General features: G+C 50.4%; 14 protein-coding genes and 2 pseudogenes. 4 read left to right on the plus strand and 12 right to left on the minus strand.

All coding sequences use genetic code 11. From position 1 onward, the window contains the following. Positions 1 to 21 precede the first annotated feature (21 nt). The 6 genes from recD to SHEWMR4_RS09385 form a co-directional block, all read right to left on the minus strand. Entirely contained in the window at positions 22 to 2142 is a 2121-nt protein-coding gene (gene recD / locus SHEWMR4_RS09360) for an exodeoxyribonuclease V subunit alpha (protein WP_011622544.1), read from the minus strand. Then, the gene (recB, locus tag SHEWMR4_RS09365) at positions 2139 to 5963 is read right to left on the minus strand and encodes an exodeoxyribonuclease V subunit beta (RefSeq protein ID WP_011622545.1); all 3825 of its coding nucleotides are present in this window, start codon (positions 5961 to 5963) and stop codon (positions 2139 to 2141) included. The genes recD and recB overlap by 4 nt, the downstream gene beginning before the upstream one ends. Then, the gene (recC, locus tag SHEWMR4_RS09370) at positions 5963 to 9673 is read right to left on the minus strand and encodes an exodeoxyribonuclease V subunit gamma (protein WP_011622546.1); all 3711 of its coding nucleotides are present in this window, start codon (positions 9671 to 9673) and stop codon (positions 5963 to 5965) included. Before recC ends, recB begins: the two co-directional genes overlap by 1 nt. Before the next feature lie 109 nt (positions 9674 to 9782). Then, complete coding sequence (locus SHEWMR4_RS09375) at positions 9783 to 11930, minus strand: DUF3488 and DUF4129 domain-containing transglutaminase family protein (protein ID WP_011622547.1); 2148 nt, start codon at positions 11928 to 11930, stop codon at positions 9783 to 9785. Beyond that, the gene (locus tag SHEWMR4_RS09380) at positions 11927 to 13012 is read right to left on the minus strand and encodes a DUF58 domain-containing protein (RefSeq protein WP_011622548.1); all 1086 of its coding nucleotides are present in this window, start codon (positions 13010 to 13012) and stop codon (positions 11927 to 11929) included. The genes SHEWMR4_RS09375 and SHEWMR4_RS09380 overlap by 4 nt, the downstream gene beginning before the upstream one ends. A gap of 50 nt (positions 13013 to 13062) precedes the next feature. Then, on the minus strand, positions 13063 to 13974 hold the full coding sequence (locus SHEWMR4_RS09385) for an AAA family ATPase (RefSeq protein ID WP_011622549.1): 912 nt from the start codon (positions 13972 to 13974) through the stop codon (positions 13063 to 13065). Positions 13975 to 14398: 424 nt separating this feature from the next. On the opposite strand from SHEWMR4_RS09385, the gene SHEWMR4_RS09390 reads away from it, so the two are divergent. Further along, positions 14399 to 15415 carry an IS110 family transposase gene (locus SHEWMR4_RS09390; protein ID WP_011622550.1) on the plus strand — a complete coding sequence of 339 codons (1017 nt, stop codon included), beginning with the start codon at positions 14399 to 14401 and terminating at the stop codon, positions 15413 to 15415. Positions 15416 to 15637: 222 nt separating this feature from the next. Here SHEWMR4_RS09390 and SHEWMR4_RS09395 read toward each other — a convergent pair whose 3' ends face one another. The 5 genes and pseudogenes from SHEWMR4_RS09395 to SHEWMR4_RS09410 all read right to left on the minus strand — a co-directional run bounded on the left by SHEWMR4_RS09395 (position 15638) and on the right by SHEWMR4_RS09410 (position 18511). Next, the gene (locus SHEWMR4_RS09395; protein ID WP_011622551.1) at positions 15638 to 16561 is read right to left on the minus strand and encodes an IS5 family transposase; all 924 of its coding nucleotides are present in this window, start codon (positions 16559 to 16561) and stop codon (positions 15638 to 15640) included. 171 nt (positions 16562 to 16732) lie between these two features. Continuing rightward, positions 16733 to 16960: pseudogene (locus tag SHEWMR4_RS09400) on the minus strand (hypothetical protein); the annotation flags it as partial. Continuing rightward, positions 16948 to 17364 (minus strand): S24 family peptidase, encoded by a 417-nt coding sequence (locus SHEWMR4_RS21255; protein ID WP_227499250.1) that lies wholly within the window; start codon positions 17362 to 17364, stop codon positions 16948 to 16950. The pseudogene SHEWMR4_RS09400 and the gene SHEWMR4_RS21255, both read right to left, overlap by 13 nt. Continuing rightward, positions 17341 to 17727, minus strand: a pseudogene (locus SHEWMR4_RS21260) (LexA family protein); the annotation flags it as partial. The pseudogene SHEWMR4_RS21260 and the gene SHEWMR4_RS21255, both read right to left, overlap by 24 nt. A gap of 139 nt (positions 17728 to 17866) precedes the next feature. After that, complete coding sequence (locus SHEWMR4_RS09410) at positions 17867 to 18511, minus strand: DUF938 domain-containing protein (protein ID WP_011622554.1); 645 nt, start codon at positions 18509 to 18511, stop codon at positions 17867 to 17869. Positions 18512 to 18781: 270 nt separating this feature from the next. Between SHEWMR4_RS09410 and SHEWMR4_RS09415 the strand changes: the two genes are divergently transcribed. Next, the gene (locus SHEWMR4_RS09415; protein WP_011622555.1) at positions 18782 to 20071 is read left to right on the plus strand and encodes an NAD(P)/FAD-dependent oxidoreductase; all 1290 of its coding nucleotides are present in this window, start codon (positions 18782 to 18784) and stop codon (positions 20069 to 20071) included. A gap of 84 nt (positions 20072 to 20155) precedes the next feature. Here SHEWMR4_RS09415 and SHEWMR4_RS09420 read toward each other — a convergent pair whose 3' ends face one another. Continuing rightward, positions 20156 to 21037, minus strand: coding sequence for a LysR substrate-binding domain-containing protein (locus tag SHEWMR4_RS09420; RefSeq protein WP_011622556.1), 882 nt, complete (start codon positions 21035 to 21037; stop codon positions 20156 to 20158). 196 nt (positions 21038 to 21233) lie between these two features. Between SHEWMR4_RS09420 and SHEWMR4_RS09425 the strand changes: the two genes are divergently transcribed. Together SHEWMR4_RS09425 and fghA are read left to right on the plus strand one after the other, a co-directional pair. Then, positions 21234 to 22373, plus strand: coding sequence for an S-(hydroxymethyl)glutathione dehydrogenase/class III alcohol dehydrogenase (locus SHEWMR4_RS09425; protein WP_011622557.1), 1140 nt, complete (start codon positions 21234 to 21236; stop codon positions 22371 to 22373). Between the two features lie 127 nt (positions 22374 to 22500). Continuing rightward, positions 22501 to 23340 (plus strand): S-formylglutathione hydrolase, encoded by an 840-nt coding sequence (gene fghA, locus SHEWMR4_RS09430; RefSeq protein ID WP_011622558.1) that lies wholly within the window; start codon positions 22501 to 22503, stop codon positions 23338 to 23340. The last annotated feature ends 18 nt before the right edge of the window (positions 23341 to 23358 follow it).

Here is a 23358-nt window from a genome sequence, read left to right on the forward strand (position 1 = left end):
CTTTAATCAATGAGTTAACCATTAATCAGTCATCGCGTTACCGCGCCAGAGCCTATCGGCTAAACCTGAGGCTCGCTGGGTAGCTTGCTGGCTTGCGCGCTCAAAGACTTGTTGTGTGCCTAAACAGCTAAAGTGTTGTTTTGCACGGGTAATAGCGGTGTAGACCAGCTCCTTGGTGAGCAATTGCCATTGTACTAGGCTCGGATTGGGCGGAAGTACAAGGGCGACTCGATTAAATTCACTGCCCTGACTTTTATGTACCGTCATGGCGTAGCAGGTTTCATGGCTAGGCAGCCTTGCGGGGAGCACTTTAAGCAGTTTGCCATCGGCTTTGATAAAGTGGGCCATCAGGCGCTCTGGCCTGTCTTCATCCTGTAAAATCAAACCAATATCACCGTTAAACAGGCCTAAGTTATAGTCGTTGCTTTGGATAATAATTGGCCGGCCAAGGTAAAACTCTTGCTGAGGATGGATAAGCTTGGCCTGAGACAGCGCTTTAGTCACGGCTTGATTGATACCTTCGACACCATAATCGCCACTGCGCATGGCGCATAGGATGCGATACTGGTTAAAGTGGGCAATGGCTTCGATGGTGCTTGGTACAGGGCTTGGATCTGAAACTTGTAGCGGACGTAAATACTCGGCGTATTGCTCACAGGCCTGTGTTAGCAGGGCGTGAAGGCCAGTGTTGTTTGCAGGCTCGCTGATTTTGGCTTGGGTCTGGTTCTGATCCATACCGTGTTCTAGCCAAGTAAGCTCGGCTAGTCCCCGTTGCCATACGGCCAAAATCCCCGCGAGATCGGAGCGGTTCACCGCGCTGGCTAATAGGCCAATGCCGGCATCGCCTTTAAATCTGTGGCTGTGGGTCAACATACACAAACTGTCACCAATTTTTGGCTCGCGATGAATATAGGGAAGCAGATCAAAGCCGGTGAGCTTGCTCAATTGCTCGGCCTGAACTTGGCTATAACGCATTCTCCATTCAGAGTGTTGTTCCGACTCGTATTTTAGCCCTGCGCAAATATCGGCGAGCACGGCGCCTGCTTCTACCGAGGCGAGTTGGTCCTGATCCCCAAGCAGTATCAAACCCGCCTGTGCGGGAAGGGCCGTGAGCAGCTTATACATCATAGGCAAATCGACCATCGACGCTTCATCGACAATCAATAGATCTAGCCGCAGGGGATTGCCTTGATGGTGACGAAACTGCGCCGAATTGGGGATAACCCCCAGCAGACGATGTAAGGTTGATGCCTCTTCCGGCACTTGCTTGAGCGCGGCTAACAGTGCTTGGGTTGCGTGACTGTGTACTTGTTCGTTTGTCGCTTGAGCCTGTTTGAGCTCCTGCTCGAGTCTTGCTTTCGAGGCCTTTATCGATTCACTTAATCGGGCGGCGGCCTTGCCTGTCGGGGCGACGAGTCTTATCTGTTTTGGTGAGTCTAATTGCTGTAACAACAGTAATTTAGTTACTGTGGTGGTTTTGCCCGTACCCGGGCCGCCGGTGATCACCGCCAGCTTTTTGCCGAGCGCCGTTGCCGTCGCGACCTTTTGCCAGTCGATATGAGGCTCAAGGGCTGAGGTTGCATGGGAAGATGCGGCGTTTGGAAATAAGTAATCGAGCTGCCTGCGTAGCGGCGCGTCTGAATCTTTATCCGTGTTGTTGACGGGTTGACTCGAAGAGAGCCTCGTCAGGGCACTGGCAACCTCGGTTTCGAAATGATGATAACGCTCAAGATAGAGTCGGCCGCCATCAAGAATCAGTGGCTTATTGCTGTGAGGTTCACCAACCGCTTCAAAATTTTCTAGCCTTGCAATCAGTTCTGGCAGGCTCAAACGGATCTGGCAGTGATTAACCGGCTCCGCCAGCGGATTGGCTGGCACTATATGTTCGAGCACTAGGCAAGTATGTTGGGCCGAGAGCTGTTGGCTTAACAAGGCGCAAAGCAGCATAAACAGCGGCTCTTGAGCATCATTAGGGTGAAGCCTTGCCATCTCGAGGGCAAAATGGCGATCCAGCGGGGTGATCAGCCGCTCCTTTTCCCAGTATTTGAGTAGCTCTGTGAGCGGCGCCTTGAGTCTGAGTGCGCCAGCGTCAACCCATAGGGTTGATACTTTTGGGGGAGTCAGTTCGGTGCTGTGGTTCATGCCATTGCTCCCGTATCCAGTTGAGCATCGGACTTTTTATTTGAGTCAGTTGTTGCCTCTAGGCTGCGCTGAAACAGCCCATCTAAGGCCAAAATCAGCGCCTTGGGCGGTTTATCGTAATAAATACCAAAGCCTGGATATTGCACCGACATTCCCCGTAAAAACAAATAATAACAACCGCCAATATGGGTATCGTAATCATAATTGGGCAAGCGCATCGCTAAATAGCGGTGCAGGGAGAGGGAGTAGAGAATATATTGCAAATCATACCTATGGTCGCTAATTGCCTGTTTTAGCGCACTATGATGATAGGCCTGAATATTATCCCCCAGATGGTTCGACTTATAGTCTGCTATATAAAACTTTCCTTGATATTCAAAGGTTAAGTCGATAAACCCCTTAAGCATGCCCTGTAATTCCTCAAACTGCAGCTCGGTATCGTAGCCAAATTGCCCAAGGAGTTGGTTAAGCTCTGTATCCTTTAAGCGATTCAGTGGCAGGTAAAACTCCATCTCGACTAAGGTGTGTTGCGGCGCGAGTGCGGCTAAACACAGCTCGGGATTAATAAGCTGATTATCCTGCGCCATTAACGCCAGCGGAGCTTGCAATACCTCAAGGTACCAATCCTCTAATATGGGTTGCCACACGGGGGCAATGCCGTATTGCAACATGGCCTTGGGTAGCTCTCGGGGGAGGTCGATTGGAGCTTGAGTAAAATCAATTAACTCAAGCACTAAGTGCATAAAGCTACCCGCGTTGGCGCCGCGCTCAAAACTAAAGCGATTGAGCAGAGGTTGCGCTTGCGGTTCTACTTCTTGCAACAAAGCCTCTTGCCACAAGGGAGCTGCCCATAAGGGATCAGCTGCGCTGTTTGTTGTATCTGTACCCAATACGGCGTTGACTTCATCATCGGCGCCGGGTGTGGCTTTAGCGTGGGGCGCATTTTTAACTAAACCGGAATAACTGCCGACGCGCCATGGAGTGCGATACTGACGGCTGACCTTACGGGCACTCAAAGTTTGAGAATCGCTTCCCCCCGTATGCAGCTTGTTAGCATCTATGTTGTCGGCCACCACCTCAATGCTGATCGCAGGCGGACTCGACTCAAGACCTGCGACCAGCGCCTTGGCGGCATTTTGCAAACGCGAAAAATCACAATCAGTGTCAGTGATCCCAAGCAGATAACCGATGGCGGTTTCATGCAGCTGGCTTTTAAGCCCCGCCTTTAACATGCGGCTATGGTTGGCGATGTACAAATAACACAGGTACACGGGGCGGGTGAGCGCCACATAGAGCAGACGCAGATCTTCGGCTAAGGTTTCCTGCTTTGCCTGTTCCCAACCTTCATCCGTGCCCTCTAAATCCCACACCAGTTCCTGCGCGCCATCGGCATTGGTTCTGTGGTAGAGCATAGGCGTCGGGCGGCGGCGATTATCCCGCGCGAGGCTGACAAAGGGCACAAAGCACACTGGGTATTCCAGCCCCTTACTCTTATGGATGGTGACGATTTGCACTAAGTTTTGCTCGCTTTCAAGGCGTAGCTGCTGCTCATCTGTCCCAGTGTTATCAATCAGTTGTTGCTCATACCAGTTGAGCAGGGCACTGATCCCATCAATTTCGGTCGCCTTTTGCTGCAACAGCTCGGCTAAGTGGCGAAAATCCGTGAGTCGACGTTCGCCATTGCTTGCCTCAAGCTGAGCGGCCGCATCTTGCTCCGCTTGGTCAGTGCTTGGCAGAATAGGTGAATGCAGCAGCCGCGCAACCATCTGGGTGGCATTGGCTAGGCTAAGCAGCGCCGGCATAATGCCGCGTTTTTGCCAGATCTGGTGCAACTCAAAAAAATGCTCTAGCAGTCTTTGGCGCTGCTCTTCATCTTGGTTAAAGGCATGGATTTGCTCGGCGCGATAACCAAGCAGGGCGGTAGCAAGGGCGCTACGCAGGGCGCGCTCGTCCTTGGGGCTGGCCAAGGCACGCAGAATGAGCGCCATTTCCCGCGCTTCGACGGTTTCAAATACGCTGTCGCGACTTAAAAAGACGGCACCAATCTGGCGCTTGCTCAGCGCGGTTTTCATCACGGCCGCTTCGTTTCTATCGCGTACTAAGATCGCGATATCTTTGGCAATTAATGGCCCTTTGGGCGTGCTGCATTGACCATTGGCGGCCTGCGTCAGTAAACGGGTGATTTCGGCGGCGGTGTCTTCGGCCAAGGTTTGCCGCGCACTGGCCTTATTAAGTCCCGTATCGCCTTCACTCAAGAGTTTTAACCGCAGCGCGGCGCTATTGGGCGCATGCTCAACGAGTTGTTTGGCCGCCGCACTGGCAGGCGTTTTAACCGGATCGAAGGGAATCGATTGGCTGATAAAAGGATCCGAATGCTGGGCGAATAAATGATTCACGCCGACCACCAGATTGCGGCTCGAGCGATAGTTAGTGTCGAGGAAATAGTGCGCCTCGGTTTGTCTGCGCGCCTCGATATACGTGTAAATATCGGCGCCGCGGAAAGCATAAATCGCCTGTTTAGGGTCGCCAATCATCAGCAGGCTTAATTTGCTATCCGTGCGAGGCTTAGGTTCAGCTGCCGCCGGATCTTGAGTATCAACCCCCAAACGGGTTTGATAAATCCCTGAGAAAATAGCAAATTGCAGTGGATCCGTATCTTGGAATTCATCGATAAGCGCCACGGGGAAGCGGCTCGCCACTGCCTTAGGTAAAGTGTCGGGATTGGCCTGCATTGCTGCGGCCAAAGTGGTGAGCAGATCATCGGGTGTCAGTACATTTTTCTGCTGCTTTTGCTTGGCAAAACGCTCGCTGATCCCTTGTTTGGCGCTATAGAGAAATGCGGGTTTAATCGCGTTAATCAGCGCGGCTAACTGCTCCATATGATCAAGCAGCGGCGCCTCGCTCGCACTTGGGATCACGCCGCCTTTATTCAGCTTAAGCTCGGATAACGACAGTGCTTCGAGCACTTTAAGCGGCGGTAAGCCGTGACCAAAGGCTAAGAAGTTGTCCAGTTGGTCGAACATTTCCGCGAGTTTAGGGTAATTGTCGCTCGCCTTACCAAAACGTTGACCGTTAAGCGGCAGGCTATGAAGTAACTCTAACAGTGCGTCGCGGCCACGCGGCCAGGCGAGCTTAAAGCGCTGCACACTCTGGCTTAAGGACTCAGCCAAACGAGCAAAGGGTTGCACGGGTTTAAGCGGTTTGGCCTCACTGGCACCGAGCAAGGCTCTCAGCTGCTTGACTAATCCGTCGGGATCGCCAAATTCGCTGGCAATAATTTGGGCTAAATACTCCGGCAGCGGATAGCAGGCTTCACGCCAAAAATCCCGTACCGCATGGTGTAAAAATTCGCTGTCGTCCAAGGTGAAATCCGACTCGAACAACAATGATGATTCGAAGGCGAGATCGGCCAAGATCCGTTGGCAAAATCCGTGAATGGTAAAAATCGCCGCTTCGTCGAGGGATTTGAGCGCTAAATCGAAGCGTCTTAGGGCGATAGCGCGCTCGGCTTCAGGGGTCTTATCGTACAGCGCCTGCACAAAAGGATCGTTAATCTCAAGCCCTAAGAAACACTTAAAGGCCACCTGAATGCGGCGGCGAATCCTGTCCCGCAGCTCCTCGGTGGCGGCATTGGTAAAGGTCACGACCAGAATTTGTTCGCAATTAAGCGATTCGCTTAAGCCATCCCCAAGCAGTAATCTGAGATACAGGCCTGAAATGGTATAGGTTTTACCCGTGCCAGCACTGGCCTCGATTAAGCGACTGCCGCCAAATGGCAGGGTGAGCGGATCTAACGGTAAAGCGGGTGATACCTTAGTCATCAGTCTGCTCCCCCTGTCGTGGCGGTTGGGGCTTCATTCAGGGCAAATTCCTCGAGTTGGGCGAGGGTATCCTTGTGGTACAGGCTAAGCATTGGCCGATAGATGTCATCGGCGAGCTTGCCAAAATGTGCCTCGGTAAAGTCGTCGGGAAAATGAAACAGCCGCTGGTAATGGGGATCTGTGCCTTCGCCAAGTTCACCTTGCTCGTCCAGCCATTCGCTTTGCGCCGCTTCGAGCCGGGCTTTGTGCGGGTCTTTGCTTGGGTGCGGGTCTTCCTCTTCGTCCGCCCCAGCGCTGGCATAGGCGAGTGAGGTTCTTGGCATAAAACACAGGGGATGAATTTGGCCCTGATAAAAAAGCTGTAATAAGTTGGCGAGCTGTGCATGGGCAAGCGCTGGCGTAATGGGCGCGAGGGCATGAAAATGCCCCATATCCAGCAGATAGCTTGATTGCAGGTAGCTAGGTTGAGCCACTCCTGCGGCCATCAAACATAAATGACGCAAATACAAGGCTAAAATGTCCCGCCCATGGGCACTGCCGGGTCGGCAAGTGACCAATCCTTTAGGGCTGATATCATCGATTCGACCTTCGAGGATCACCCGCTTGGCTTTTAACTGTGTCCCTGCATTCTGATGGGGTAACTCAAAGCTGAGCCGAATATCGGCATGCCGAGGAGCGACATCGCCGCGCATAAACAGGGTTCTGCCAATCAGCGGCGCGATATCATGGCTGTATTGGCGCAGCAGCAGATCATCAAAGGGCTGCATTGGCAAATTGCCACTGGCCTTAAGGCGTTGTAACAGTTCAGTACTAGGCTCGTTTTGCCCTTGCTCAAGCGCATCGCCAAGGAGCTGAGCCTGTAATAAATAACGCTCTAACGCATTAAGACTAAAGGGCTCATCGTTATCATCCGCTTGAATATTCAGGTTTAAATCTACTTTTAGGGTACGATTAAAGAAATACTGCGCGGGATTGCGAAAGAAGCGAATAAAGGCCGAGATATCCACATGCTCTGCTTCGCCAAGGGGCTCAATATCCTGTTGTGCATCACTGCCACTTAGAGTGTCATCTTCGAGCACTATCTGGGTATGGGCTTCGATAAATCGGCCATGCTGCAACTGGCTATTGCTATCGGGCGGACACCACTGCTGGCTATAACTCTGTTTTATCCCATGGGAGGCGGGGGCTTGCGGCAGTGCTGCTTGATACAGTTTAGGATCAAAAGGTTGCAGCGGCTGATGGCTCACAATAGCCTCAAGCAATGCCTGTTGGGCATCTTCGTTATTGACAGTAGAAGCTTCTGCCGCAAGGGATTCAGGTAAATAGCATAGCTGGCAATATTCTATTAGCTCGGAGACCAGCATAGATGGAATACGCTCCGAGTTATCCCGTTCGCTACGGCCAATATAACTGATGTAAAGCTGCTCCCGCGCCGAGAGTAACGCCTCTAAAAACAGGTATCTATCATCTAATCTACGGGAACGATCGCCTTTGCGCGCACCAAAATGGGCCATCAGATCAAAGCCCACAGGATGTTGCACCCTAGGATAGACACCATCATTCATCCCCAGCAGACAAACCACCTTGAAGGGAATCGAGCGCATCGGCATTAAGGTACAAAAATTCACGCTGCCCGCGAGGTATCGTTGGCCGACACGTGACTCGGTTAAGCGTTGATTAAACCAGAGCGCCAACACTTCGATGCTTAAATCTAAGTCGTTGGCTTGCGGGCCAATATCGGCTGGGCTGGCGGCAAGCAGCTCTTGCTCTAAGGCGGCAATCGCATCGCGAATTTCCTGCAGCTGCTCACGCTCGTCCTCATCGGGGGCGTAAAAGGCATTTAACAGCTCGGTGAGTTCGAGTAACCGCAGTGAGGGCGCTTGCGCCTTGGCTAATACTTGGGTGGTCTCATCGAGGACTTCAATAAAATTCAACAGTTTGCCAAGGGCCTGTGCCGATTGGCCCTCCACCCCAGCAACCGTTAAATAGTGCATTCCCGGCGGGGATGACTGATATAGCGGCGCATCGTCCCTTAAGGCGTAACCTAAGATTAAGCGTTTTATACCAAAGGCCCAGGAGTTTTGCTCGAAAGCAGGCACGCCCTGTTTAAGGCGGCTCTGTTCATCCCGGCCCCAACGCACACCTGCTTCATCTAACCAGCGGCGAATGAGTGGCAGCTCGTCTTCTTCGAGCTGAAAACGTCGCAAAATGGCTGGGACTTCGAGAATGCTTAAAATATCCGTCAGTCCGAAACGGCTCTGATTAATATTGAGTAAATTCAAAAAGCTATTAATGAGTGGCGATTCCTGCGCCGCGCCGCGGTCGGCAATGGCATAGGGGATATATTCCAGTCCCTGTTTGGCTGCAAACACCGCATCGATATAGGGGGCGTAGGCGGCGACATCGGGCATCATTACCACTATGTCTTTGGGCGTGAGTTGGTTGTCGCTATCCAGCAGGTCGAGTAAATGATCGTGCAGGGTTTCGACTTCCCTAAGTGGGCTGTGGCAACTCTTGATTTGAATTGAATCATCGTCGGCTGTTAATACCCGGCGATTCGCGACTTCTTGATATAGCTCAGCATCTGGCCCGAGTACGCGATCGAGTGTCTGCATTTCTAAAATATCGTATTGCACCCCGGCTAGCATGCTGGCGCGAGCGTGGGGATCGTTAGGATCGCCGCAGGGCTCGCAGTACACATCGTCGCCAAAGTCACAGTGCTCTGGGGGCAGTTCGAGCAGCATATCGAGTAATTCGCGGCCCATCTTGCCATTGTTGGCGAGTAGGGGATTGCCGACTTCGAGTTTATCTTCCCATTGCTCGGCTAATTGGCGTTTTCCGGCATATTGCAATGCCATACGCGCCCGATGGCGTGGGTCGATAATGTCGCCCCAGTAATGCTGACAGGGGCTAAGGCTTAAGATAATCACATCGATACGGCTCGCGAGCTGGTGGAGCACATCGATGGTTTGGGGCGCCATAGAGGAGATCCCAAACACAAATAAACGCTGCGGCAATTTTGCGAGGGAATTGGTGCTATCCCCCAATGCAGCAATCAAATCCTGATGTAGATTGGCCCTGTGGTAGTGGCTTTGACGCAGCTCATCGCGATTGTAGGCAATCAGCGCGCGCCAGAGGATGGGTTGCCAGCTTTGCTCCTCATTCAATTTGAGTGACTCAAGCGGTTCATTGGCTTCCCACGCGGCAATCCAGTCGGGGCGGTAAACCAAATATTGGTCGAAGATATCGGCGATGCGGCCGCAAAGTTGGTAAAGCTTAATATCATCGGCGCTTACGGCACCATGTTGATGGTTGCTATGGGTGTCAGCCGCGCTCGATTCCAGATTATCTAAGGTATGACCCAAATAATGGCGCAGTGGCCCAAAGGAAGGTTCATCCAGTAGCCGCGGCAGTAGTTGCATCAGCTTCCAGGTCATTGCCGCCTTAGTGAAGGCGTTTTCCTTGGGGACATTGGGGAGTAAATCGTGGCACAGTTGCCAAATAAAGCTGGAAGGTAGCGGGAACTCCAGCGCGGCGGCAATACCATTTTGTTTTGCAATTTCAAGGCGTAACCAAGTCGACATCCCGGGGCTTTGCACCAAAATATGCTCATTTTGCAATAACCCCGCGCCGGGTAGCGGCTGGCGTAAATACGCGGCAAGATGGGCACAGAGCACTTCCATTTGATTGGATTGGATTAACTTCAGCATATTCGACTCACGATTTGGGATTGCTGTTACGCATAGCAAAGTGGCTTGGCAATTCTATGTGACTGATTTATAAGATTCAACAATCTTATCCCCCTGCGGTTTATCCCGCCTATTTTAACTGTTTACTCGGGCCAAATAGTCGCCAGTTAAGGGCTTTAGCGGCGGCATTAAAGCGCTTGAACGCCACTTGATAGTCATTGTCCGCAAGCTGTTGGTATTTCAGCGCGACATAGCTTTGGGTCAGGGTGTCAAACTCACGGCAAAACTCTGGGGATTGTTGCTGGTGCGTGTCAATAAGCTGTGCTGCAAAGGCGTTCGGGCCAAGGTGAGCGGGGCGGACGATGCCAAATTTACTGAGGCGCTGGCAAATGCGTTGGTACTTGGCGCTGATGGGATCCTGCTCCCGTTTAAAGCGAAACAGCCCCACGCTATAGGCGATATAGAGGCCGATAAGGCTAATACACACACTCATAAACACCGCCACCTTGGTTTTAGTGACATCCCCTAAAATGCCACTTAGCACTTTGTTTTGCCGTTCCTGATTAAAACCGAGCACCCAGAGACTCCAGTAATAATCAAGGCTGGCAAAGCGCTGTCTCAACTCGTTGAGCCAAGGCATTGATTTAAAGCGCAAGCTGCTAAAGGGGCTTTCTTGCAGGTAGCTTTGCTCGGGGGAGAACTCGGCATCGAAGCCTTGCTCAATACGATTGGGCGCGACCATGGCCGTTGGATCGAATCGTACCCAACCTTCATTTTCGAGCCAGACTTCGGCCCAAGCGTGGGCCATGTATTGATACACGCTCAGGTAATCGGCCTGCGGGTTGTATTCGCCCCCTTGATAGCCAGTGACCATACGTGCGGGTAAGCCAGTGGCGCGCGCCATAAAGATAAAGGCGGAGGCGTAATGGGCGCAAAATCCAGCTTTATTTTCAAACAGAAAATCATCGACTTGCTGCGGGCCAATGGGCGGCGGGGTGAGGGTGTAGAAAAACGGTTCGCGATTAAAATAACCCATCATGGCGAGCAGACGCTGCTTGGGCTCGGGATAGTTGGCCTTAAACTCGCCGGCGAGCGCCAGAGTTTTGGGGTTAGTGTCCTCGGGCAGTTTCAGGTTTATTTGCCGCTGTTTGGCAGTTAACTTGAGATCCATTTGGGCCTTGGGCCAAGAACGGGCACTGTAGCCCAAGCGCTGATCGACATTACGTAGGGAATAGAGTCGATAATCGGGTAGGTTAATGACCTTTTCATCTTGGCTATAGGCCACATCGAGCCCAAATAACCAAGGCTGGTGGCTAGGTTCCACAATCACTTGATAGTCGTATCGCTGCGGCGCATGACTGCCTGCATCATCCGTCTTCGCTGTGGGGAGCTGCCGCGCGGGATCGGGTCTTGAGGGCGGAAAAAACAGCGCATCCTTTTGAATTTGTTTGATGCCGACATCTTGGCGCCAGGTTTGGCCGTCGTAATCTTCTAGCACTAGCGCGCGCCAATAGAGTTCGGCTTGGATGGGCCTCGCCTCGGTAAAGCTCACCCTAAAGGCCAGTGCGGAGGAGCGGGTGAGTTTGCTGATATCGCTCACGGAAAGGGTATCCGAGAGTCCAGTTTGGGCTTCCTTCATATTCGGGACCAGCCAGAGCGGGGCAAAGCGCGGCAAGACTAAAAATAGCAGTAACGCCAGTGGCACACTCTGCAGTAATAATTTAGCGCCAATCCAAGCTGTGTGTTGCCAGTTGTGTTTGCTTTGATACAAGGTCACCAGTACGCAGGTATTGATGATAGTGACCCCAATTAAATGCACGGTATTGAGCATGGATTGGTGATCGATAAAGGTCAGCGCAATTAAAAAGTAGCCCACAATCACGACGGCCCGCACATCTCGGACACTGCGCATCTCAATGTATTTTAAGGCATAACCTAAAATCAGCAGGTTGACTAAGGCGTTTAATAGCCCAATCTCACCCGATACCAACGCAAGGGTTATCGCGGCGCCAATGGCAAGGCTAGTGACTAAGTAGCGCGGTGGCTTTGCCACTTTACCGACATAGATGCCGACTCGCCACACGAGGCAGATGGCGCAGATCCCAAGGGTCCAAGGCGTCGTTTTATCGAATAGGGGGCTGAGTACCGCAATATTGGTGAGCAGCAGCCAAAACAGCGTTTGGCGGCTGATATTGTCACCCGTCTGCGGCCCATTGGCATGATAGCTCGTCAGTTTGGGAGGATTAGCCTTGTGATGTGTCGAGGTTTGCGTTGTCATCGCCGCGGCTCCATTGTTGCAGAACGCACGCCTTGCCCATGGGGAGGAAGCGGATGCTGATGCTTAACACCTTGGTTATTCATCAATTTATCGGTTTTATCCAGCGTGCTGATATCTTGCCCGTAAATTGCGAGCGCCCTTTGGCAGGCGATACGATGGGCATTGCCCATATCGGGTGTGAGGATCAGATCTTCCGCCCCAACACGCTGCAGCCACAGACCAAAATATTGCTCCTGCTGACTCAAATGGTTGACTTGCCAGCTGAGCTGACCTAATTGCTGTTCAAGCTGCGCGGGATCGGGGACTAAGGTTAACCATACGGGATCGCCCTGAGGCTGCTCGAACTCCTTGGTTAGCATGCCACGCCCTTGAGCCCATTGTTTCCATGCCACTTGTTTAAGAGATTCACCGAGCACATGGGGCTTAAGCCCTTTGTATTCATCGATGCCGGCGATGTACTTTCCTGCTCGTTCTAACCGTTCGTCTTCACCGGATTCGGTCGCCGCCTTTAGCTGCAAAGGGCTTTCAATCGGGTGGGCGTAGACGATGTGCGCATTATCGAGATCAATATGGGACCAAGCGCGGCAAAGCCCTAAGGGATAAAAGGATTCAATCTTAAGTCGGCCAGGCGATACCAGACCACGGCTGTCATGGGCAAACGAGACCAGAGCTTGCACCTCATCGGCGCCAACCTGTTTGAGTAAGTACGCTAAATTATTGGGGTAATTTAAGCTGATATTGTGGCTGCTGTGATTTGAGGTGAGCAGGACTGGAAAGGTGATGGTTTCGCCCGCATACACCTCTGGCGCCGTGAGCGCGCGAAGGCGCAAACCCGCGAGATTTTTATAACTGTAAAGGATGCAGGTATTAAATAGACTGAGGAGCAAAATGCTCAGGCCAATTACAAGATTGTTTTGATAGTTAGTGCCAAACAGATACAGCAGCAGTACCAGCCCAAGCCAGACTAAACCAAAGCCACTGGGCAGAATAAAGATGCTGCGATGGCTGAGGACAAACTCAGAACTGGGCGGCATGCGCCTTGCCAACCAGCGTTGCCAGAAAGCCGTTAATACTCGTTTCATCCTGTCCTCATCATAGTGTGAGCATCCTTATCGATATGATTAGCAAGGCATTACATGATGGGATTGACGCTGGCGAGGATCCGCTCCGATAGCGCTTCCCCCTGCAATTGGCTGCTGGTACGCAGTCGATGTTCGGCCACGCTACAAAACACCGCTTGCACATCCTCGGGGACTAAATAGTGTCTGCCCTCTAAAAATGCCCATGCTTTAGCGGCTTGCAATAGGGCTTTGGTTGCGCGGGGCGATAGGCCGACGGCATCGGTTTGATTGCGCGAGTCATGCACTAAGGCCAAGACATAATTGAGCAGTGCATCGGACGCCGCGACTTTGTCGCATTGCTCCTGCAACTGGGTTAACGCCAGCGGGGTTAAACATTGGGGTAAATTATCGAGGGTTTGCGGCGTTTGATCGCTTTTCAGCATTGCTAGCTCCGCATCATGGCTGGGATAACCGATAGAAATCCGCATCATAAAGCGGTCGAGTTGGGATTCGGGCAGCGGAAAGGTGCCCGATTGTTCCGTGGGGTTTTGTGTGGCAATCACAAAAAACGGATTGGGTAATCTGTGGGTGACGCCATCGACAGAAATTTGCTGCTCGGCCATTGCCTCGAGCAGAGCGCTCTGAGTCTTAGGGCTGGCGCGGTTAATCTCATCGGCCAGCACCATCTGTTTAAAAATAGGGCCGGGATGAAACACAAATTGCGCTTGGTGTTTATCAAAAATCGATACCCCGAGAATATCGGCGGGCAGCATATCACTGGTAAATTGAACACGTTGATAGCTAAGGCCGAGGCTTTGGGCGAGGGCATGGGACAGGCTGGTTTTGCCCATGCCGGGCAAATCTTCAATTAATAGGTGCCCACGGGCGAGAATACAGGCGAGGGCTAAGCGAATTTGCCGTGGCTTGCCTAATAATACTTGTTCAAGTTGTTGTAATAGTTGGCTTAAACCAGAATGTGCCACGGGAGACTCCTTGTGCATGGATGAGGTCATTCGCTCTACCACTATGGCGGAATATGACGCGCTTAGCCAGTCGCTTTTACTGTGAAATCAATCGGCTTAGTGAGATTCTTACCGTCCACAGAGAGGTGAGCCAAGGCATTCCATTATCTGCACACTGTATGATTTGAGCCTTTAGAGCGTTAATAGAGTAGATAAAACTGCAAACGGGTAAGCTCTTGGTTTATTAGTTTTTTGGGTTCTTTTGGCTGCAGTTTATCGGTGAGCCATGGCATTTGCTCAACGACGCGGTGAATAGAAACCTTAGGTTTCTAAGCTTATGAACGAGAGCCATGGATAATGGAATGGACCCATCCACTTTAAATCGGCCTCGCAATGGGCCACGATGTAGTCGCTAAAACTCATCAGAAAGAGGACGGGTCCACCTATGAAGATTACTACAATCGGTTTAGATATCGCAAAGTCTGTTTTTCATGCTGTTGGTGTCGATAAAGCAGGCAAGGTACTCAAAAAGAAAATGCTTAGACGCAAAGACTTGCTTCCCTTTCTCGCTCAAATTGAGCCTTGTCTAATTGTGATGGAAGCCTGCAGTGGAGCAAATTACTGGGCCAGAGAATTTGAGCTGTTGGGCCATAACGTCAAGCTAATCGCACCTCAATTTGTGGTGCCTTTTCGGCAAGGTAACAAAAATGACTACAACGATGCCTTAGCCATCGCTGAAGCTGCGCAGCGACCCAACATGCGGTTTGTAAAACCCAAAAGCGTCGAGCAACAAGATGTACAACTGCTTCACCGTATGCGTGAGCGTTTAAACAAACAATCAACCGCCTTAATCAATCAAGTCAGAGGGATGTTAGCGGAATACGGCATTGTAATAACCAAAAGTAAATCTGCTTTTAAAGTACAGTTCCCTGAGATTTTGGCTAACGAAACTAATGCGCTGACTACCAAAGGTCGGGCCATTTTTTATCAGTTATATGAAGAGTTTAGTGATATAGAAAAACGGCTTAAGAGTTGTGATGCCCAAGTGCTCACTGAAATTAAGAACAATGTGATTTGCCAGCGTTTAGAAACTATCCCAGGTATTGGTCCAGTCACCGCTACGGCCTTTTATGCGGCCGCCGGTGATGGTAAAGATTTCACTAATGGCAGGCACTTTTCTGCTTGGTGTGGCTTGGTTCCCAAGCAACACAGCAGCGGAGGTAAAGATAACCTCCTTGGGATAAGCAAGCGGGGGAATGCGTATTTACGCACTTTGTTCATCCACGGCGCCAGAGCGGTGTTGCAACACAGCCAGAATAAGCAAGATAAGTTTAGTTGCTGGGCCATCCAGTTAGCAGAACGGCGAGGTTTTAACCGAGCCTGTGTGGCCGTCGCCAATAAACTCGCCAGAATGGCATGGGTTATCGCGGCACGTGAAGAAGAATATCGACTTCCAGTATAGTACTGAATAGATTCAATAAACGTTAATAATTAACCAACCAGCAAGTTGCTAAGACACTTGATTTGATGATGAGACAGTCAGACTGATCTACTGAAAACCTTAGCTGGCCATAGGCTCATTACGAAGCCGCAGGGATGATAAGGACAGTAGAAGCAGATATCCATCAGGGGCTTTGTTTCCTAAATCGAGTCAGCGAACGAAACTCTCATCATTGTTCAAATATCAAGCTATATAGTGGGTTTCAGGCATACCTAGCCCAGTGAGTTTGTTCAAAGCCCTAATCATCGCGTAAGCTTCTCCCACCTGAGCGTTATAATTCCGCATGCTCAACGTGCCTCCTAGCAGTTGTTTTATCCTGTACATTGCGGTTTCTGAGATTGAGCGGCGATGATAACCATACCGTTTTTTCCATTGCTTATTTGAGCCATGAAGCTGTTGCCAACTGACGGCTAAGTTTCGTGGATGCCCTTGTTCCCATAGCGCAGCACCTTCCCTAGGAGGAATAAGCACTAAAGCGTGTTTTCGACGAACGGCTTCGTGACAAGCTTTCGTGTCGTAAGCACCATCACCCGAGATATTACGGATTTTTCGATGGGTTTGCTTAAGTAAATTGGGCATCACTTCAGCGTCTGTTACACCTGATAAACTGAGTTCTGCGGCAATAATTTCATGGCTATGTGTATCTACGGCAATATGCAGTTTACGCCACACTCTGCGCTTTCCATCTGTGCCGTGTTTCTTCACTTTCCACTCAGCTTCGCCATAGACCTTCAAGCCTGTCGAGTCGATAGCTAAGTGCTCAATGGCGCCGCGAGTCTTGGTTTTAAAAGCAATATTGACCGTTTTCGCGCGTTTACTGATACAGGTGTAATGCGGGCAAGATAATGGGATGTCACCCAGTTTAAACACCGAATTGATAAAGCCCTGTAAGGCTCTCAGTGGCATAGAGAAAATACGCTTAACCATCAACGCAGTGGTAATGGCTAAGTCGCTAAATAATTGAGGGCGACCTTTCTTGGGCGGCTCGACCTTGGCTTTCCACTTAGCAATTGCATCCTCATCAATCCAGAAGGTAAGTGAACCGCGGTTGATTAAGGCTTGGTTGTATTGCTTCCAGTTGGTTGTGTTATAACGAGGCTTTGACACGGTTGATGGGTAAGTTGATAGTCGATGCCGATCAGATCTGCGGCTACGGTTTTAGTTCAACCTATTTAGGAAACAAAGTCCAGTAAAACTGTAACTACCTCTCTTCTCTTCGTCTAATTTATTTATCATGAAAAATTCCAACATGTGGCATCTAAAAAAATTCCCAACTGTAAGTTCATAGTTACTCGAGCATACTATCACTCCCAATTTGGCACACTGTTCTTTGACATGAAAGTAGGGCGCAAATTTGGGGATCCCAAGTTCTCTAGCCTGACGGTTGGCTGCCACAATACAGCCATCGTTATTGCTTAGGACGATAATCGGTTTACCGCGCCAATCGGGTCGGAACACTTGCTCAGCCGAGCAGTAAAACGAGTTGGCATCGACTAAGGCGTACATGACCACAGGCCCAGTAACGAGGATTGAAAATGCATTCTAATCGAACGAATAACAACACCTTCTACACTAAAAGAGTCGCAATCTCGTATCGGCACGGCATGGTATTGCGGATTGGCAGACAGCAATATTCTGCGTTTTTTATCAAAAATTTTGCAGATAAACTCGCCATTCAGCTGTGCAACGATAACGGCTCCCTGGGATGCGTTAACTTGTCGGTCAATAATTAATACATCCCCATCATATATCCCTTCATCTCGCATCGAGTCCCCTTGGGCGACACCAAACCAGGTTGCGCAAGGGTGTAATACCAGTAGGTCATCGAGGCTTGTTCTAAGCTCAGAGTAGTCTGCGGTAAGATGAATAAAATCATTGAGGTAGAGATGTTGCCTCAGTGTTCGAATCACGACCCCTTCAACGCAAAAATCATCGTAATCGTGTATCGTTATGGCTTGGCATTTTTCATCGGAAGTGAGCAGCATTCTCCGTTTTTCATCATAGATTTTGCAGATGAACTCACCATTGAGTTGGCCATAAATTACACTCCCAGTTTGAGGCTTAATATGGCGGTCGATGATCAGCAGATCACCATCGAATATGCCGACACCTTTCATAGCGTCGCCTTGAGCGATACAAAGCCGTGTTGCACTGGGGTGCAATACGAGTAATTCATCGAGGCGCAATCCAAGCTGAGTATATTCTGCTGCAGGGCTTTCAAAGCCGCTAATCCCCGCGTGAGCGGGCCAAGGAATGATAGGATAAACACGCATAGCAATATAATTACTGTATATAAGTACAGTAATTATAGCGAGCATTGTTCTATTCGCAAATGGGGCTGAGGATTAAATTGGCTTGTTAGTCAGCCTATCTTGATTAACCCCATGGCCTGGTTAGAGTTTTTGTTTAGTATCAGTCTGTGGCACGTTTTGAAAAATGCAGTAGCCGATTATTGGCGGGCATTGCGGTATCAGCAACCAATGTGAAGGCTTGCGCTTGGGCGAGCTGAATAATCCATTCTATGTCCCGAATACCACTCTCACTGTCTCTTTGTTTTAAATACTGATCGAATTGACGATTGCTGTCGCTGGTAAACTTGCCTTGGTAGTTAAAAGGGCCGTAAATGCAGAGGGTATTGAGTTGTGGTAGGTATTGACCCAAGCCAGCAAAAAAGGCTTCAACCATGGTTTGACTCATAATATGCAAGGTATTGGCGCTAAACACGGCGTCGATGCGGGTGTTATTGATGGGCCAAGGTTGGGTGACATCGAGTGCGAAGGGCAAGCCGAGGTTGTTGATGCCTTTTTGATGCCCTTGTTGGTGGCATCTTGCGCTAATGCCCTCAAGGTAATCGGCTTGATCGCTGGTTTGCCAGAAAAGCTGAGGCAGATTTTCAGCAAAATAAACGGCATGTTGTCCCGTGCCGCTGCCAATTTCCAGCACCTGTTTGGCGCTGGCAAAGGCGGTTTGTAGCACGGCGAGTATTGGCCCTTTGTTATTTTCACAGGCTTGAGAAAAAAGCAGCAAGCTAGGCGGCGTTTGAGGATCCTGAAACATGGTATGTCCTAAATTTGTCCTTGCGGAGGCAGGCAAAGTGTTTGTCTTACAAAAACTTTGCCTGCCATCGCGGTCGTAATGGCCTGTAGCTTAAGCCAATGCGGCGGTAAATTCTATTGATAAGCACGATTTGGGATGGTCGCACGGGTTGAGTTTCATTCGGTTCTACAATCTTCTGTTGACCACGATATTAGCTTAGATATACTCAAAAATTCTGAACAAATGTAAAAAATATAAAACAAAAAACTCAAGTCTGTTCAAAGGATCCCTATGTCTGCTAAACGCTGCGCGTCTTATTACAATGCCACCATCAAACAAGAGTCTGATTATCCAGAACTTGAAGGCGATATTCGGGTCGATGTGGCCATTATCGGCGGCGGGTTTACCGGTGTGGCAACGGCGGTGGAATTGTCTGAAAAGGGTTACCAAGTGGCGCTACTTGAGGCCAATAAGATTGCCTGGGGCGCCACAGGGCGAAATGGCGGCCAAGTGACGGGGAGTTTGTCCGGCGATGCCGCCATGACCAAGCAATTACGGCGTCAGCTTGGTCAGGAGGCCGAAGATTATGTGTGGAACCTTCGCTGGCGCGGCCACGATATCATCAAAAGCAGAGTGGCGAAGTATGGCATTGATTGTGATTTAAAATTTGGCCATATCCAAACGGCGTATCGCCCCGCACATATGGTCGAGTTACAGCAAATGTTCGATGAAGCCAATCGCCGTGGCATGGGGGAATTGATGACCTTAGTGCCAGCGCAGGAGATGCCCGCCTACTTAGCTTCGCCCTTGTACCACGGTGGGCTGGTCAATCGACGCAATATGCATCTGCATTCGGTGAATTTATGTCTTGGTGAGGCGCGAGCCGCGGCTTCATTGGGCGCGCAGATTTTTGAACATTCACAGGTGCTGGATATTCAGCAAGGAGAGCTTGCAACTGTGCTCACGCCAAAGGGCAGGGTGAAGGCAAGCAGTGTGCTTATCGCCGGTAATGCCTATCACAAATTGGGCCGACCTCAGCTGCGGGGCATGATATTTCCCGCTTCCCTTGGCAATTGCGCGACAGCTCAATTACCGCCAGAGCTGGCTAAGCAACTCAATCCGCAGGATTTAGCCGTGTATGATTGCCGCTTTGTGCTGGATTATTACCGCTTAACGGCCGATAACCGTTTGATGTTTGGGGGCGGTACCAATTACAGCGGTCGCGATCCTAAAAATGTTGCCGCCGAGCTGCGTCCGGCGATTGAACGCACTTTCCCCCAGTTAAAAGGCGTTGACATTGAATTTGCCTGGGCTGGCATGGCGGGGATAGTGATTAACCGTATTCCCCAGCTGGGCAAGATAGCGCCGAATATCTTCTATTGTCAGGGATATTCCGGCCATGGCGTGGCGACTTCCCATATTATGGCCGAGATCATGGGGCAGGCGATCGATGGTCAAATGCGAGAGTTCGATCTCTTTGCCGCCATGCGTCATATTCGGATCCCATTGAATGAATGGTTTGGTAATCAGGCCCTTGCGCTAGGGATGTTGTATTACACCCTGAGGGAAAACTGGCGCTAAATAGCGAGTAATCCGTCAAGCTCAAGCGGCATTATTAGTAGCATGGGTGATTTGTTACTCTGGTTCGCTGCAATGGACTCGTTACTACGTATTCTCCATCGCCAGTTTTTCCGCGAGATAATCCACTAATACCCTTACTTTGGCGCTCAGGTGACGATTCTGCGGATAGAGCGCCCAAATGCCTTCTTTGGCTTCACGGTGCGCGTCGAGAAAGGAGATGAGTCGGCCTGCATGAATATCTTCCTCAATATAATAATCAGGGAGTTGCACTATTCCTATGCCCTTTAATGCCGCATCCCGCAGGGCGTAACCGCTGTTGCAGATAAGGTTGCCACGTACCTTAATATTGCGCTCACGGCCATTTTCAATAAAGCGCCAGTAATTGTGATTCCCGATCAGGCAATTATGTTGATTTAACTCCGAAAGCGTGTGGGGCTCACCGTATTTTTCAACGTAACTGGGCGAGGCGGCCACATAATGGGTGCGGCTACTCAAGGGTTTGGCCATCAGGCTGGAGTCGGCGAGTTTGCCAAGGCGAATGGCTAAATCGTAACCGCCTTCAATCAAATCTAAGGTTCTGTTGGTCAAGTCGACATTAAATTCGACGCTGGGATATTGCACCATAAAATCATTGAGTAACGGCATGATAAATTTTTCGCCATAGGCCACGGGCGCGGTGAGTTTTACCAATCCTTGGGGCGAACCTTTTAGATCGGTAATTGCCCGCTCGGCCTCCTCGAGGCCTGTTTGCAATTGGCGGCAATGACGATAATAAATCGTGCCTTCTTCGGTAAGCGATACCTTGCGAGTCGTACGGTAAAACAGCTTAGTGCCGAGGCGATTTTCCAGCGCACCGATTTGCCGACTCACGTGGGCGGTGGACACATTGAGGCGCTGTGCGGCCAAGGTAAAGTTCTCGGCCTCGGCCACTGCTACAAATTCTGATATGCCATCCCAAAGGTACATTGTTGCTTCTCAGTAAAAATGAATTGCCAAAATGCTAGATTATCAATCCTCAGGAAATAAATACAATCTAGTGACTGCATTACCGCACACTATTTTTAAGCTTATCCGTCCGCCTCAATCTATGCTTACAAGCGAGTAGGGCATGAGGTAAGCCGTAAATCGATAAGCCCATTGATTAAAAGAAGGAAAGACAAGCATGTCGAACGAAAAACCACAGTTTATCAAGTCAAAGGCCGCCGTGGCCTGGGGGCCGGGACAGCCGCTCAAGATTGAAGAAGTCGATGTGATGTTACCTAAAGCCGGCGAAGTATTAGTTCGCATCGTGGCGACTGGGGTGTGCCATACCGATGCGTTTACCTTAAGTGGTGACGATCCAGAAGGCGTATTCCCAGCGATCCTCGGTCATGAGGGCGGTGGTATTGTTGAGCAAGTGGGCGAAGGCGTGACCAGCGTGCAGGTGGGCGATCATGTGATCCCTCTTTACACGCCAGAATGCGGCGAATGTAAATTCTGTTTATCGGGTAAAACAAACCTGTGCCAGAAGATCCGTGCGACCCAAGGCAAAGGTTTAATGCCAGATGGCACCACGCGTTTCTATAAAGATGGCCAGCCCATTTTCCATTACATGGGCTGTTCTACCTTCTCTGAATACACTGTATTGCCTGAAATTTCATTGGCTAAGGTTAATAAAACTGCGCCATTAGAAGAGATCTGTCTGCTAGGTTGTGGTGTGACGACAGGTATGGGCGCCGTAATGAACACCGCTAAGGTGGAAGAAGGCGCGACCGTGGCGATTTTCGGCCTAGGTGGTATCGGTCTTTCGGCCATTATTGGTGCGACCATGGCTAAAGCCAGCCGGATTATTGCCATCGATATTAACGAATCTAAATTCGAACTTGCCCGTAAGTTAGGTGCAACCGATTGTATTAATCCGAAACATTTCGACAAACCCATTCAAGAGGTGATTGTCGAGATGACCGATGGGGGCGTGGATTACTCCTTCGAATGTATCGGTAATGTCAATGTGATGCGCAGCGCGCTTGAGTGTTGCCACAAGGGCTGGGGCGAATCAGTGATCATTGGTGTTGCGGGCGCAGGGCAGGAGATCTCCACCCGTCCATTCCAACTGGTGACGGGCCGTGTATGGCGCGGTTCTGCCTTCGGTGGCGTGAAAGGACGCTCGCAATTACCTAAAATCGTTGAACAATACCTTGCAGGTGAGTTTAAGCTCGATGACTTTATCACCCACACTATGGGACTTGAGCAAGTCAACGAAGCCTTCGACTTGATGCATGAAGGCAAGAGCATTCGCAGCGTGATCCATTTCGATAAATAAGCGCTCAGTTTGCCATCACAGCAGCAGATAACCGCTAACGGCTTATCTGCTGCTTATGTGTTTTAAGCTTGTGATAGGGTTTTGAACGGCAAGCTAAACGCTGAAAGTGAACAGGAAAGGGATTGAAATGACCATAGAAAATATCAGCTGTAACAAGAGTTTTGGTGGTTGGCACAAACAGTATCGCCATCAATCTCAGGCGCTGAATTGCGAGATGCGCTTTGCGATTTACCTGCCACCCGAGGCGGCCAACAAACCTGTGCCTGTGTTGTATTGGCTATCGGGTCTCACCTGTACCGACGAAAACTTTATGCAGAAGGCGGGCGCGCAGCGTATTGCAGCTCAGTTGGGAATGGCTATCGTCGCCCCCGATACGAGTCCTCGTGGCGATGATGTTGCCGATGCACCGGATAAAGCCTATGACTTAGGTCTTGGCGCGGGGTTTTATTTAAACGCGACCAGAGCGCCTTGGAATCGCCACTATAAAATGTACGACTATATAGTGCATGAGCTGCCAGCGCTGATTGAAGCGAATTTCCCCGTAACCGGGCAGCGCGCCATCTCTGGCCACTCCATGGGCGGGCACGGCGCGTTAGTGATAGGGTTAACCAATCCCCACAGATACAGTTCAATCTCGGCCTTTAGTCCTATCAGCAATCCAAGCAATGCGCCTTGGGGGATTAAAGCCTTTACCGAGTATTTAGGGGAAAATCGTGAGCACTGGCGCCAATATGACGCCTGTGAGTTGCTAAAACTGGCGATTAACGAAGTGCCTGTGTTAGTCGACCAAGGTGATGCCGACAGCTTTTTAGAGGCGCAGCTGATGCCACAGACGCTTAGTGATATCGCCAAAGCAAAAGGCTATCCCTTAGATTTACGTATGCAGGCGGGGTACGACCATAGCTATTACTTTATTGCGAGCTTTATTGAAGAGCACCTTAAATTCCATAGCTTGTATTTTAAATAAGGCTGCAAATCGTTAACC

The organism is Shewanella sp. MR-4 (assembly GCF_000014685.1).
Lineage (GTDB): Bacteria > Pseudomonadota > Gammaproteobacteria > Enterobacterales > Shewanellaceae > Shewanella.

What these genes read in the sequence shown, in the direction of transcription:
- recD (WP_011622544.1), bottom strand. Translation starts at nt 2,142, where the DNA reads ATGAACCACAGCACCGAACTGACTCCCCCAAAAGTATCAACCCTATGG.
- recB (WP_011622545.1), bottom strand. Translation starts at nt 5,963, where the DNA reads ATGACTAAGGTATCACCCGCTTTACCGTTAGATCCGCTCACCCTGCCA.
- recC (WP_011622546.1), bottom strand. Translation starts at nt 9,673, where the DNA reads ATGCTGAAGTTAATCCAATCCAATCAAATGGAAGTGCTCTGTGCCCAT.
- SHEWMR4_RS09375 (WP_011622547.1), bottom strand. Translation starts at nt 11,930, where the DNA reads ATGACAACGCAAACCTCGACACATCACAAGGCTAATCCTCCCAAACTG.
- SHEWMR4_RS09380 (WP_011622548.1), bottom strand. Translation starts at nt 13,012, where the DNA reads ATGAAACGAGTATTAACGGCTTTCTGGCAACGCTGGTTGGCAAGGCGC.
- SHEWMR4_RS09390 (WP_011622550.1), top strand. Translation starts at nt 14,399, where the DNA reads ATGAAGATTACTACAATCGGTTTAGATATCGCAAAGTCTGTTTTTCAT.
- SHEWMR4_RS09410 (WP_011622554.1), bottom strand. Translation starts at nt 18,511, where the DNA reads ATGTTTCAGGATCCTCAAACGCCGCCTAGCTTGCTGCTTTTTTCTCAA.
- SHEWMR4_RS09415 (WP_011622555.1), top strand. Translation starts at nt 18,782, where the DNA reads ATGTCTGCTAAACGCTGCGCGTCTTATTACAATGCCACCATCAAACAA.
- SHEWMR4_RS09420 (WP_011622556.1), bottom strand. Translation starts at nt 21,037, where the DNA reads ATGTACCTTTGGGATGGCATATCAGAATTTGTAGCAGTGGCCGAGGCC.
- SHEWMR4_RS09425 (WP_011622557.1), top strand. Translation starts at nt 21,234, where the DNA reads ATGTCGAACGAAAAACCACAGTTTATCAAGTCAAAGGCCGCCGTGGCC.
- fghA (WP_011622558.1), top strand. Translation starts at nt 22,501, where the DNA reads ATGACCATAGAAAATATCAGCTGTAACAAGAGTTTTGGTGGTTGGCAC.